This is a genomic window from Pantoea anthophila, assembly GCF_006494375.1.
Classification (GTDB): Bacteria; Pseudomonadota; Gammaproteobacteria; order Enterobacterales; family Enterobacteriaceae; genus Pantoea; species Pantoea anthophila.
The window spans coordinates 445,584-458,684 of sequence record NZ_VHIZ01000056.1 but is presented as its reverse complement, the minus strand read 5'-3'; the positions used below and the strand labels follow the sequence as shown (position 1 = coordinate 458,684).

General features: G+C 59.0%; 14 protein-coding genes. 6 read left to right on the top strand and 8 right to left on the bottom strand.

What is annotated here, in order from left to right; all coding sequences use genetic code 11:
• Nucleotides 1–23: 23 nt before the first annotated feature.
• The 8 genes from FJW00_RS19435 to pspF form a co-directional block, all read right to left on the bottom strand.
• On the bottom strand, nucleotides 24–1,136 hold the full coding sequence (locus FJW00_RS19435) for a CMD domain-containing protein (protein WP_140925449.1): 1,113 nt from the start codon (nucleotides 1,134–1,136) through the stop codon (nucleotides 24–26).
• Between the two features lie 217 nt (nucleotides 1,137–1,353).
• Nucleotides 1,354–2,142: an enoyl-ACP reductase FabI gene (fabI, locus tag FJW00_RS19430; protein WP_009090006.1), complete on the bottom strand. Its 789-nt coding sequence runs from the start codon at nucleotides 2,140–2,142 to the stop codon at nucleotides 1,354–1,356.
• 140 nt (nucleotides 2,143–2,282) lie between these two features.
• Nucleotides 2,283–3,086, bottom strand: coding sequence for a putrescine export ABC transporter ATP-binding protein SapF (gene sapF / locus FJW00_RS19425; RefSeq protein WP_009090008.1), 804 nt, complete (start codon nucleotides 3,084–3,086; stop codon nucleotides 2,283–2,285).
• Between the two features lies 1 nt (nucleotide 3,087).
• Nucleotides 3,088–4,083, bottom strand: coding sequence for a putrescine export ABC transporter ATP-binding protein SapD (sapD, locus tag FJW00_RS19420; RefSeq protein WP_009090009.1), 996 nt, complete (start codon nucleotides 4,081–4,083; stop codon nucleotides 3,088–3,090).
• Complete coding sequence (gene sapC / locus FJW00_RS19415) at nucleotides 4,084–4,974, bottom strand: putrescine export ABC transporter permease SapC (RefSeq protein ID WP_009090011.1); 891 nt, start codon at nucleotides 4,972–4,974, stop codon at nucleotides 4,084–4,086. It lies immediately after the preceding gene.
• The gene (gene sapB, locus FJW00_RS19410; RefSeq protein ID WP_009090012.1) at nucleotides 4,961–5,926 is read right to left on the bottom strand and encodes a putrescine export ABC transporter permease SapB; all 966 of its coding nucleotides are present in this window, start codon (nucleotides 5,924–5,926) and stop codon (nucleotides 4,961–4,963) included. Before sapB ends, sapC begins: the two co-directional genes overlap by 14 nt.
• On the bottom strand, nucleotides 5,927–7,549 hold the full coding sequence (gene sapA / locus FJW00_RS19405; protein WP_009090014.1) for an ABC transporter substrate-binding protein SapA: 1,623 nt from the start codon (nucleotides 7,547–7,549) through the stop codon (nucleotides 5,927–5,929).
• Nucleotides 7,550–7,912: 363 nt separating this feature from the next.
• Nucleotides 7,913–8,914: a phage shock protein operon transcriptional activator gene (pspF, locus tag FJW00_RS19400; protein WP_046101896.1), complete on the bottom strand. Its 1,002-nt coding sequence runs from the start codon at nucleotides 8,912–8,914 to the stop codon at nucleotides 7,913–7,915.
• Nucleotides 8,915–9,079: 165 nt separating this feature from the next.
• Here pspF and pspA point away from each other — a divergent pair, with 165 nt between their 5' ends.
• The 6 genes from pspA to FJW00_RS19370 are packed head-to-tail and all read left to right on the top strand — an operon-like array spanning nucleotide 9,080 to nucleotide 13,093.
• Entirely contained in the window at nucleotides 9,080–9,745 is a 666-nt protein-coding gene (pspA, locus tag FJW00_RS19395; RefSeq protein WP_009090020.1) for a phage shock protein PspA, read from the top strand.
• Between the two features lie 35 nt (nucleotides 9,746–9,780).
• Entirely contained in the window at nucleotides 9,781–10,008 is a 228-nt protein-coding gene (gene pspB / locus FJW00_RS19390; RefSeq protein WP_009090021.1) for an envelope stress response membrane protein PspB, read from the top strand.
• Nucleotides 10,005–10,355, top strand: a complete 351-nt coding sequence (gene pspC / locus FJW00_RS19385; protein ID WP_009090023.1) for an envelope stress response membrane protein PspC — start codon at nucleotides 10,005–10,007, stop codon at nucleotides 10,353–10,355. Before pspB ends, pspC begins: the two co-directional genes overlap by 4 nt.
• 53 nt (nucleotides 10,356–10,408) lie before the next feature.
• Nucleotides 10,409–10,657 (top strand): phage shock protein PspD, encoded by a 249-nt coding sequence (gene pspD, locus FJW00_RS19380; protein WP_009090024.1) that lies wholly within the window; start codon nucleotides 10,409–10,411, stop codon nucleotides 10,655–10,657.
• Nucleotides 10,638–12,035: a YcjX family GTP-binding protein gene (locus FJW00_RS19375; protein WP_009090026.1), complete on the top strand. Its 1,398-nt coding sequence runs from the start codon at nucleotides 10,638–10,640 to the stop codon at nucleotides 12,033–12,035. The genes pspD and FJW00_RS19375 overlap by 20 nt, the downstream gene beginning before the upstream one ends.
• Nucleotides 12,032–13,093 (top strand): YcjF family protein, encoded by a 1,062-nt coding sequence (locus tag FJW00_RS19370; protein WP_046101895.1) that lies wholly within the window; start codon nucleotides 12,032–12,034, stop codon nucleotides 13,091–13,093. Before FJW00_RS19375 ends, FJW00_RS19370 begins: the two co-directional genes overlap by 4 nt.
• Nucleotides 13,094–13,101: the final 8 nt, after the last annotated feature.

Sequence of the window (13,101 nt, the reverse complement as noted above, 5' to 3'; positions counted from 1 at the left end):
CGGCAGGCTCTCACTTTTTACGATTACTGCGCTTCGCCCAGCGCGTAAAAGAGGCGACTGTTCCAGTTGCCTATCGCGACACGCTGAATCAGTGCGAACAGCGCATCATTCTCCCAGCCCGCTTCCATGAGGGGTTGCAGATGGGCCGCGCTGAAGCGCTCCGGTGAGCGGGTCAGCTGCGCCGCCAGTGCAATAATCTGCTGTTCTGCGCCGCGTGATCCGGCATCATCGACCCCTTCAATCAGACCCGCCTGACCGTTCAGCAGCCGGAAAAGCCAGCGACTGCCGAGGATGCGGGCGGCGACCGCCTCTGGCAGAGCCTGATCGTCAGAGAGGTGCTGACGCAGCTGCGCCCAGCCATATAACGCCGCAGGATCGTGTGCCAGCACCCAGACTGCCTCCTGCATACCCGGCAGTGACTGGCAACGGGTAATTGCTGCGAGCTGCTCCGCGCTGGCATAACGCAGCTCCAGCGGCTTCAGCACCGGCTGCCAGCGGGCGGGCTGATCGAAGCCGGTTGCCTCTGCATCGGGGGGCGCGGTACTGCCGGGCAGCCAGCGAACCGGCTGAGCCTGCAGTGCCTGTAAGCCCGCCACCACCCGCGCCTGATAACTGACAAACCCGATCACCTGATTCAGCGTCACGATATCGGGCTCGGTCAGGCCAACCCCATCCAGTGCGGTAATGGCGCTGCCGTTGATCAGCTCAGGCTGCATCGCCAGCTGACGGGCGTACTGCGTGATCTGGGTCAGGCGGTTGTTACTTTCGCGTGAAGAGTCGGGGCCGGGCAGCGGATTCAGGCGGGCAGAGTAGTGGTTACACAACCGCTGGATCCCCGCCACCTGCGCGACGGTCAGCGCGGTGCTGAGGCGGTCGTAGAGCGTTAACGTATGGGTGAGCGACGTGGTCACCCGATCGGGAAACAGCAGCTGCGCCAGATCGCGTGCAGCCAGCAGGGCGGGCTGCTGCGAGCGCAACAGAGAGTGCATCCCGGCGTGATCGGCGTGGCAGCCCAGCAGAAAACGGTCATCGATATGGGCGGCCTCGGGCACCAGCGGCGCGGCCTGAGAGGTTCGTGGACTGGTCTGGCTCTCGTAAAACCAGTGGTTATGGCCCGGATAGCGGCGTTGTTCCATGATCAATCCTTTTGCAGATTCGGGTTCGGTATGCAGGCGGCAGAATCTGAAAATGTGCATAAACCGAAGGGCAGGCTTATCGTCGCTGATGGCCGGGCCGGGGCAAAAGAATGATCGGTGATAATTAATAGCGTTACGCTATAACGGCAGAAAAATCAGGGAGTGAGGCGGGGCGGGGGCAAAAAAAGAGGGCGAGCCAGGCTCGCCCTCAGGGAACTTATTTCAGTTCCAGTTCGTTCATCGCGGCGATGCTGAAGCCGCCATCAACGTGAACGACTTCACCGGTGATGCCGCCTGCCAGATCAGAGCAGAGGAACGCGGCAGAGTTGCCGACATCTTCGATGGTGACGGTACGGCGAATCGGGGTAACCGCTTCGCAATGCGCCAGCATCTTACGGAAATCTTTGATGCCTGAGGCGGCCAGGGTGCGGATTGGACCTGCAGAGACGGCGTTAACACGCACGCCTTCCGGGCCCATGGCGTTTGCCATATAACGCACGTTCGCTTCCAGGGACGCTTTCGCCAGACCCATCACGTTGTAGTTCGGGATCGCGCGCTCAGCACCCAGGTAAGAGAGGGTCAGCAGACCGGAGCCTGGATTCAGCATCTCACGGCACTCTTTCGCCATCGCAACGAAGCTGTAAGCACTGATGTCATGCGCGATTTTAAAGCCTTCGCGGGTAACGGCGTTCACATAGTCGCCATCCAGCTGGTCGCCAGGCGCGAAGCCGATAGAGTGAACGAAACCGTCAAATTTCGGCCAGGTTTTTGCCAGTTCAGTGAACAGAGATTTGATGCTCTCATCTTCTGCGACGTCACATGGCAGCACGATGTCTGAACCCAAATCTTTAGCAAACTCTTCCACACGACCTTTTAACTTGTCGTTCTGGTAGGTGAAAGCCAGTTCTGCGCCCTGTTTGTGCATCGCCTGTGCAATACCGTAGGCGATGGAAAGTTTACTGGCAACGCCAGTAATCAGAATGCGCTTACCGGAAAGAAAACCCATAGCTGTAATCCTTATGGTCATTGTTGTTGGCGGCCGCATGATTAAAAAGTAAGCGACCGACGTTAATCGACGTGCGGATTCTAGCACGTCTCTCATAAATCAGGTAAACCGGCCCGCAATTTCCGCGACGGGCAGCAAAATCAGCGTTCGCGTCGCCAGGCTTCGGCACTCAGCGCTTCGCCGAAGTGGCTGCTGATCAGGCGTCGGGTCAGATCGTGCAGCGGCGAGGCCAGCACATCCGCGGTGCCGCCGCGCTCGACCACTTCGCCCTGATGCATCACCAGTACCTTGTCGCTGATATGTTTCATCATGCCCAGATGCTGCGTCACATAAATGTAGGAGATACCATGTTTTTCCTGCAGCTCCAGCATCAGATTCACCAGTTGGGAGCGCATGGTCATATCCAGCGAGGCCAGCGCTTCATCGGCCACGATCACTTTGGGCTGCAGGATCAGCGCACGGGCCAGACCCAGACGCTGCTTCTGACCGGGTGCCAGCATATGGGGATAATAGCCGGCGTGATCGCGCAGTAATCCCACCTGCCGCAGGGTTGCGATGATGCGCTTCTCGCGCGCTTCCGCATTGAGATCGGTGTTGAGCCGCAGCGGAAAATCAAGAATCTGACTGATGCGCTGACGCGGATTCAGGGAAGTGGAGGGGTCCTGAAAAATCATGCGGATGCGCTGACTGCGGTAGCCATAATCGCCAAAGGTCAGCGGATGATCGTCAATCAGAATCTCACCCTCCGTCGGCGCGACCATGCCGCTAAGCATCTTCGCCAGGGTGGATTTGCCTGACCCGTTCTCGCCGATGATGGCCAGCGTCTGCCTTTCACGCAGGGTAAAGCTCACCGATTTCACCGCCTCGACATGCTGACGGCGGAACAAACCGGTGCGATAGCGAAACGTTTTACTCAGGTTGCGCACTTCCAGCAGGGTTTCCATGTTACTGGCCCTCCATATTGAGCGGGAAATGGCAGGCATAAAGATGCGTTTTACTGCCGGTCAGCCTCGGCGTTTCAATACATTTGCGCTGGGCGTAAGGACAACGCGGCCCCAGCCGGCAACCTATCGGCAGGCTCTCCAGCGAAGGGATCGCCCCGGAGAGGGTGTTGAGACGACTCTTGTGCGGCAGCGCACGCCCGAAATCGGGCATCGCCCGAATCAGCGCCTGGGTATAGGGGTGATGCGGTGTGCTCATCAGATCGTCGCTCTGCGCGGTTTCCACCGTCTGGCCGCAGTACATCACGTTAATCCGATCCGCCCACTGGCTCATGGTGCGCAGGTCATGACTGATCAGCAGAATGGTGGTGTTGTTATTCTGATTCAGGCGGCTAAGCAGGCGGAAAATCTGCGCCTGCGTGGTCGGCTCCATGGCGTTGGTCGGTTCATCCGCGATCAGCAGACGCGGCTGATTCGCCAGCGCAATGGCGATCATCACTTTCTGGCACTCGCCTTCGGTCAGCTCATAGGGGAAGCTGCGCATGATATCTTTGTGGTCTTTAATACCGACGCGATGCAGCAGCTCGATGGCACGGGTTTTGCGCCAGAACCAGAAGCGTTTCAGCCACGGCCCTTTATACGTCCAGCGCGGGATCACCTGCATCAGCTGACGACCGATACTTTCAGAGGGATCGAGACAGGATTGCGGCTCCTGAAAAATCATCGAGACGTTATGCCCGATAATACGGCGGCGCTCGCGCGGCGTCAGGCGCAGCAGATCCACATCATCAAACACCATACGGTCTGCGGTCACGCGCCAGTTGTCATTGGTTACGCCGCAGATGGCCTTTGCCACCAGACTTTTGCCTGAGCCGGACTCCCCGACCAGACCGCGGATTTCCCCTTCGCCCAGCGTCAGGTTTACGCGGTCCACCGCTTTGACCGGTCCGTCAGCGGTCATAAATTCGATGGTGAGATTACGGATATCGAGTAACGGCATCTATTCCACTCCCGCTTCGACGGCGCGACGGATGCCGTCACCGAGCAGGTTAACAATTAATACGCTGACCATCAGCGCCACACCCGGCAGCATCACGGTCCAGGGGGCCACGTAGATCAGCTCCAGCGAGTCGCCCAGCATCGCCCCCCACTCGGGTGAGGGCAGCTGCGCGCCCAGGTCGAGAAAGCCGAGTGCGGCAATGTCCAGAATCGCCATCGACAGCGCACGGGTGATCTCCGTGATCAGCAGCGGCAGAATGTTCGGCATAATGGCGTAGCGCAGGATGTTGCGGCCGCTGGCCCCGTCCAGACGCGCGGCGACCACATACTCTTTTTCCAGCTCATCATGCACCGCGCTGTATATCTCACGCACCAGGCGAGGCATCAGCGCCAGCCAGACCGCCAGCAGCGCATGCTCCAGTCGCGGCCCGAGAAAAGCCACGACAATGATCGCCAGCAGCAGCGAAGGAATAGAGAGCAGCGTATCCAGTACATGGTTCATTACCGCCGAGCGGATGCCGTGGGTCATGCCGGCCAGCACGCCCAGTATCAGGGCGCCCAGCGTGGCGAACAGCGTGACCAGCATCGCTGACCCTACCGTCGGGCCTGCACCGCTCAGCAGGCGGCTCAGCACATCCCGCCCAAGATCGTCGGTGCCGAGGAAAAAGGAGACGTCGCCATAGCGTGACCACGACGGCGGCAGCAGCTGATACCCCAGGAACTGCTGATCGATGCCGTAAGGCGCGATCAGCCCGCCGAACAGGCAGAGCAGCAGCAGGGCGCCAAAGCCATACAGCCCGACCATCGAAATCGGATTGCCGTAGAAATGGTGCCAGCTCTGACGAAACGCGCTGGGCAGGCGTTTCTCGGCATAGATATTATCTAAGGGCATACCATTCCTTATGTTTCAGCGGATTCATTGCCGCGCCAATCACATCAGAGATGACGTTGACCAGGATCACCAGCCCGCCAATCACCATCACCCCGGCGGAGATAGCCGCATAATCCTGCTGACGAATCGCATTGATCAGCCAGCGGCCGAGTCCGGGCCAGTTGAACACCATCTCGGTAATCATCGCCAGCGTCAGCATGGTGGAAAACTGCAGCCCCAGACGCGGGATGACCGGCGGCAGGGCGTTATGCAGCACGTGCCGCCGGATCACCGTAAAGCGCGACAGCCCCCGGGTAGCGGCTGCTTTAATATAATTTTTATCCATCACGTCGCTGGTGCTGTTGCGCAGCAGGCGGATCACCTCTGTGGTGGGGGCCATCGCCAGCACCAGCACCGGCAGAATCAGGTGGGTCAGCGCGCTGATGATCATCTCGTGACGCCAGGGCGAAGGACTCAGCCAGGCATCGATCAGCGCAAAGCCCGTGATATTCTGCACCGGGTAGAGCAGATCGTGGCGACCCGACACCGGCAGCCAGCCGAGCGTCAGCGAGAAGAAAAGCGTGAACAGCAGCGCCAGCCAGAAAATCGGCGCGGAGAAGCCGAACAGCGCCAGCGCACTGATGGTTTTATCCTGCCATTTATTGCGCATCACGCCGGCGCAGATCCCCAGCGGGATCCCCACCAGCAGCGCGAACAGAAATGCCAGGATGCAGAGCTCCATCGTCGCCGGGAACACCTCGCGCAGCTGCAGGCCAATCTCCTGACCGTTGGTGCTGGAGACGCCAAAGTCGAACTGCAGCATTCCTTTAAACCAGAACCACCAGGCGTCCGAAAGCGCAGCGCCTTCCAGCGGGGCGTTGGGGGTAAAGTAGCTCAGGCTGAAGCTCACCAGCGACAGCAGAAACAGGGTAATGACCAGCAGCAGCAGGCGCCGCAGAAGATAGATAATCACTTACTTTTCCTTATCGCTTTCACGATAAACCCCGGCAAACGAGGCGTTGCCAAACGGACTCAGCACCAGCCCTTTAATATCATGGCGGAATGCCTGCAGACGCAGCGAGGAGGCCAGCGGCAGCACCGGCAGCTCCTGCGCCAGAATCTGCTGCGCTTTGTCATAACTGTCGATGCGGCCAGAGAGCTGCTGCGACAGCAGGGCATTCTGCAGCGTTTCATCAAAGGCGGGTGAGCACCAGTGCGCGTAATTGGTCTGGGAGCGAATTGCCGCGCAGCTGAGCAGCGGACGGAAGAAGCTGTCCGGGTCATTACTGTCTGTGGCCCAGCCAGAGAGGGTCAGATCGTGATTCATCGCCATCAGCTGCGCCTCCTGGAAGCGCCCCTCCACCGGCACAATCGTCAGCCGGACACCCACCTGGGCCAGATCCGCCTGCAACAGTTCAGCCGTTTTCAGCGGGCTGGGATTCCAGGATTGCGACGCTGCGGGCACCACCAGCCGCAGATGCAGATCGCTGATGCCCAGCGCGGCCAGCGCTTCGCGTGACTTCGCCGGGTCATAGCCAGTAATGCGCGCATCATTGTCATACGCCCAGGAGGCGCGCGGTAATATCGACGCGGCCGTTTCGGCCGTTCCGTAATAGATGGACTCCATCAGGCGTTCGTTATTGATCGCCAGCGCCAGCGCATGCCGCACCTCAGGCCGGTCCAGCGGCGGCTTGCGGGTATTGAAGGCCAGATAGGCGATGTTCATGCCAGGGCGCAGCGTCATCCGCAGACGCGGGTCATCGCGCAGGATACTGAGCTGACTGGCGGCCGGGTAGGCCAGCACGTCACACTCACCGGTTAACAGTTTAGAGAGTCGTCCGGTGCCGCCAGAACCGAGATCGATGACCGCCTGTTGCAGACGGGGCACGCCTTTCCAGTAATGCGGATTGCGCGCCAGACGAATGTACTGGCCGGTGCGATATTCGCTGAGCTGATAAGGGCCGGTGCCCACCGGCTGCCGGTCCAGCTCCTCCTGATGCCCCTGCGCCGTCAGCTGGTCAGCATACTCTTTCGAGAGGATCGGCGCATAGTGCGTCGCCATGTGCCACAGGAACGACGCGTCCGGGCTGTTGAGCCGGAACTCGACCGTCCGGTTATCGATCTTCTTCACGCTCTGAACAGAATCGGCGAACTGAAGGCTGTCAAAGTAGGGGTAGTTGCCGCCATTCACGTTATGCCACGGGTGATGGCGATCAAACATGCGGGCGAAGCTGAAGACCACATCGTCAGCATTGAGGGTGCGGGTGGGGCGGAACTGATTCGTCTGCTGGAAGGCGACGCCACTCCGCAGGTGAAAGCGGTAGGTCGCGCCGTTATCGCGCACTTCCCAGCTGGAGGCCAGATCGGGTTTCAGCCGGTAGGTATACGGGTCGACATCCAGCAGACGGTCATAAAGCTGAGCCGCCAGGGTATCCACCGTCAGCCCGCTGCTGGCCATCTGCGGATTAAAGGTGTTCAGCGTGCCGCTGACGCAGTAGACAAAGCCGGACTGGCGGATATCACCCGCCGGTGCTGACCATGCAGGGGCACTCAACACGCTGAGGCTGAGCAACAGCGAACTTAGTAGTTTTGACATAGAACTCAACGATTTTGAGGCATTGAACAGAGTGTATCGCAAAGCGGGCGTTGTCCCAAAACCTGCAACCGCTGTCAGCCTGATTTTCATCCTCTGCGGGGCAAAAGGGAGCACAGAAGGTGGGGTAATGAGAAATATTCTCAATTACACCTTTACAGATGATAATAAGAATGATTATTATTCATATGCACTTCGACGGTGGCTCTGCCGAAGAGGAGCACGACATTGCTCACATTGCTTCCAGTATTGTTGCCCGCCTGATGGCGGGCTTTTTTTTTGCCTGAAGCAGCCTGGGTGGGTAAGAAAGCAGGATAGTGAACCCGGCTTTACCCCGGTGCAACAATCAGCCGTGCAGCAGGCGGATCAGTTCTCGGCTTTGATATCGTGCTTTTTCATCATTGCGCGCAATTGGTGGTAGGTGACGCCGAGCAGACCGGCAGCGCGGCGCTGGTTGTAGCGTGCCTGTTGCAGACTCGCCTCCACCAGATCCCGCTCCTGCTGGTTTTGCCACTGTCGCAGATCGAGCGGCAGTCCGGGCAGCGCAGCGCTATCCGCAGCCGGGTTTAACGGCATTCTGGCGACCGGTTGCTGGCGCGAAGCAAAGGGATTAATGATGATGTTATCCAGCGGCTGCTCGCTGCTGTTATGCCGGTAGACCGAGCGCTCCACCACATTTTTCAGTTCACGCACGTTGCCGGGCCAGTGGTAATCGAGCAGCGTCTGCTGCGCGCGGGCCGTGAAGCCAGGAAAGAGTAACAGCCCCAGCTCCCGGCACATCTGGATGGCGAAATGTCCGGCCATCACCAGAATATCGCTGCGGCGTTCACGCAGTGGCGGCAACTGCACCACATCGAAAGCCAGACGATCCAGCAGATCGGCGCGGAATTTGCCCGCTGCCGCCAGCGCAGGGAGATCTTCGTTGGTGGCGCAGACCAGACGTACATTGACCTGCAGGGAGTGGTTGCCGCCGACCCGCTCCAGCTGACCATACTCAATCACCCGCAGCAGTTTCTCCTGCACCAGCATGGGTGCGGTTGCCAGCTCATCCAGAAACAGTGTACCGCCATCGGCCCGTTCAAAACGCCCGAGATGACGCTTCTGCGCGCCGGTAAACGCGCCCGCCTCATGCCCGAACAGTTCCGAATCCAGCAGATTCTCGTTAAGGGCGGCGCAGTTAAGCGAGATGAACGGCCCCTGCCAGCGGTCGGAAAGATAGTGTAACCGGCTGGCGATCAGCTCTTTACCGGTGCCGCGCTCGCCAATCACCAGAACGGGTTTCTCTAGGGGGGCGAGTTTAGAAACCTGCTCCAGCACCTCCAGAAAATTGTTCGACTCACCGAGAAGATTATCATTAGTTCCGGTCATGATGAATTTCGCTACCCGTTAATCATTTTGACTATCTTAAAGCAGCCGGGAGAGGGTGTAAAATTTAAAAGATGATTAAAATCAATTAGATGTAAAATTGGCACGCATCTTGTATTAATCAGGCAGGGCAACACTGTTTAAGACTTTTAAAAGAGGAACATCATTATGGGTATTTTTTCTCGTTTCGCCGACATCGTGAATGCCAATATCAATTCGCTGCTGGAGCGTGCGGAAGATCCACAGAAACTGGTGCGGCTGATGATTCAGGAAATGGAAGACACCTTAGTCGAAGTGCGTTCTACCTCTGCGCGGGCGCTGGCAGAGAAGAAACAGCTGTCCCGTCGCATTGAGCAGGCGGAGATTCAGCAGGCGGAGTGGCAGGAAAAAGCGGAGCTGGCGCTGCGCAAAGATAAAGACGACCTGGCCCGCGCTGCGCTGATTGAAAAACAGAAGCTGACCGACCTTATCGCCTCGCTGAAGCAGGAAGTCACTCATGTTGAAGAGACGCTGGAACGCATGAAGGGCGAAATTGGCGAGCTGGAGAAAAAGCTGAGCGAAACGCGCGCCCGTCAGCAGGCCTTAACGCTGCGTCATCAGGCGGCGTCGTCGTCACGTGATGTGCGTCGTCAGCTGGACAGCGGTAAAATCGATGAAGCGATGGCGCGTTTTGAATCCTTTGAACGCCGTATTGATCACATGGAAGCGGAAGCGGAAAGTCACGGCTTTGGTAAAACCAAAACCCTGGACCAGCAGTTTACCGATCTGAAAGCGGACGATGAGATCAGCCAGCAGCTTAATGCGCTGAAAGCCAAAATGAACCGCAGTGAGTAACTTTCGACGTTGCAAAAAGTGATTAAGGAGAGTCAATGAGCGCACTTTTTCTCGCCATACCGCTGACGATTTTCGTGCTGTTCGTGGCACCCATCTGGTTATGGCTGCATTACAGCAACAAACGCAACGGCGGTTCGGAACTGTCGCAAAGCGAACTTCAGCGCCTGCAGCGTGTGACCCAGGATGCGCAACGGATGCGCGAACGGATTGACGCGCTGGAAGCGATTCTGGACGCCGAGCATCCTAACTGGAGGCAGCCATGATGAAAGGCCGTAAGTTATGGCGTAAGCCAGACGAAGGAAAGCTGATGGGGGTCTGTGCAGGGCTGGCCGAGTATCTCGACATCCCGGTTCGCCTGCTGCGGATCATCGTGGTGTTATCCCTGTTCTTTGGTCTGTTTGTTTTTACGATTATCGCCTACTTTGTGCTGGGGTTTGTGCTGGATGAGAAGCCTGCCTCGGCCGCAGAAGGGGAACGCCCGCCCAGCGCCAGCGAACTGCTGGACCAGCTGGAAAGCGCACTGCAGCGTGATGAACGTAGCGTGCGCGATGTGGAACGCTACGTAACGTCTGAAACGTTCAGCGTACGCAGTCGCTTCCGCCAGATCTGAAACCGCCTGTACCGGGCCGTTTCAGGCCCGTTCGTACACGCAATGGAGGTGTTATGTCTTTTTCGCGATCCACAATGTTCCGTCACCGCGCGGCACCTGCATTGAAGTCGGCGGCCAGATTCATCATTATCAATGCTGTTACCTATGGTCCGGCCGGTGTGACGGGCTGGGCGGTGAAATCGGTAGCGCGACGCCCGTTACGTCTGCTGCTGGCCGTGGCGCTGGAGCCACTGCTGAAGCGGGTGATGAATCGGGTTGCGTCGCGCTTCATCAGGGAGAAAGATGAAAAGACTGCAAACTGAACTACTGGCGTTAATGAACCGCGGCGTCGATCGCCATCTTCGTCTGGCGGTCACCGGATTAAGCCGCAGCGGTAAAACCGCCTTTATCACTTCTCTGGTTAACCAGCTGTTAACCGTTCACAGCGGCGCTCGTTTGCCGCTGTTTTCCGTTGTGCGGGATGAGCGTCTGTTAGGTGTCAAGCGGGTGCCGCAGCGCGATATGGGCACCGCACGCTTTACCTACGACGAAGGGCTGGCACAGCTCTACGGCACGCCACCCGCCTGGCCTGTGCCCACCCGTGGCGTCAGCGAAATGCGTCTGGCGCTGCGTTACCGTCCCAGCGATTCCCTGCTGCGCCACCTGAAAGAGACCGCGACCCTCTATCTGGAAATTGTTGATTATCCCGGTGAGTGGCTGCTGGATCTGCCGATGCTGGCGCAGGACTACCTCGCCTGGTCCCGGCAGATGAACGGACTGTTGCAGGGCGACCGCGCGGAGTGGGCCGCGCCGTGGCGCGCCCTCTGCGAGAACCTGGACCCGCTGGCACCCGCCGATGAAACCCGGCTGGCAGAAATCGCCGCCGCCTGGACCGACTATCTGCACCGCTGTAAAGCCGAAGGCTTACACTTTATCCAGCCTGGCCGCTTTGTCCTGCCCGGTGATATGGCGGGCGCGCCTGCGCTGCAGTTCTTCCCCTGGCCGACCACCGATGAGGCCCGGCTGACGAAGCTGGCGCAGGCGGACAAGGGCAGTAACTTCGGCATGTTACAGCAGCGGTTTAACTACTACTGTCAGCATGTCGTGAAAGGCTTCTATAAGAACCATTTTCTGCGTTTCGACCGCCAGATTGTTCTGGTTGACTGCCTGCAACCGCTGAACAGCGGGCCGCAGGCGTTTAACGACATGCGTCTGGCCCTGACACAGCTGATGCAGAGTTTTCATTACGGCCAGCGCACGCTGTTTCGCCGGCTCTTCTCGCCGGTAATTGATAAATTGCTGTTTGCTGCCACCAAGGCCGATCACATCACCAGCGATCAGCATGGCAATATGGTTTCGCTGTTGCAGCAGCTGGTGCAGGATGCCTGGCAGAACGCGGCGTTTGAAGGGATCACGATGGAATGCATCGGACTGGCTTCGGTTCAGGCGACGCAGAGCGGGCTGGTCGATCACCGTGGCGAAAAGATCCCGGCACTGCGCGGCAACCGGCTGGATAATGGCGAGCCGCTGACCGTCTATCCTGGCGACGTTCCGCCGCGTCTGCCCGGCAATGCCTTCTGGCAGCAGCAGGGTTTTCAGTTTGAACAATTCCGCCCGCAGCAGCTCGACGTCGATCGTCCGCTGCCTCATATCCGCATGGATGCCGCGCTGGAATTTTTGTTGGGAGATAAATTGCGATGAGTGATCCGCTGAAGCCGCGTATCGATTTTGCCCGTCCGCTGGAGGAGAGCCGCGCCACGCCACTGCGCCCGGCACACGCCTTTGATGCAGAGGCCGATGCCGCCTTTCTGGCGGTACAGGATGAAGATGTTGCCGTTGAAGAGGAGGGCGCAGGCGAACGGGCAGTGGAGGCCGCGCTGAAACCGAAGCGCAGCCTGTGGCGTAAACTGGTGACTGCAGGCGCACTGCTGTTTGGCGTCAGCGTCATTGCTCAGGGCGTGCAGTGGACCCATGACGCCTGGCTGGCCCGCGACTGGTTCTCACTGGGCAGCGGTGTAGCTGGTGGCCTGATCGTCCTGGCGGGGGTGGGTGCCCTGACCACGGAGTGGCGTCGTCTCTATCAGCTGCGTCAGCGCGCTGAAGAGCGCGATGTCGGTCGTGAACTGCTGCACAGTCATGGCATCGGCAAAGGCCGGGCCTTCTGTGAAAAGCTGGCGCAGCAGGCGGAACTGGACCAGGCGCATCCGGCTTTGCAGCGCTGGCACGCGTCCCTGCATGAAACCCAAAACGACAGTGAGATTGTCCGTCTGTATGCGCAGCTGGTGCAGCCGGTGCTGGATCGCCAGGCGCGGCGTGAAATCAGTCGCCATGCAGCCGAGTCCACCCTGATGATTGCGGTCAGCCCGCTGGCGCTGGTCGATATGGCGTTTATCGCCTGGCGCAATCTGCGGCTGGTCAACCGCATCGCTGCCATCTACGGCATCGAACTGGGTTATTTCAGCCGTATCCGCCTGTTCCGTCTGGTGCTGCTTAACATGGCTTTTGCCGGGGCGTCAGAGCTGGTGCGGGAAGTGGGGATGGACTGGATGTCGCAGGATATCGCCGCCCGGCTCTCAACGCGTGCCGCACAGGGCATTGGTGCCGGTTTACTGACCGCACGTCTGGGTGTGAAAGCGATGGAGCTTTGCCGTCCGCTGCCCTGGCTGGAGCAGGATAAGCCCCGGCTGGGCGATTTCCGGCGTGAGCTGCTGGGACAGATGAAAGAGGCGCTGCAGAAGGGCAACAACAAATCCTCCTGAAGCGCATC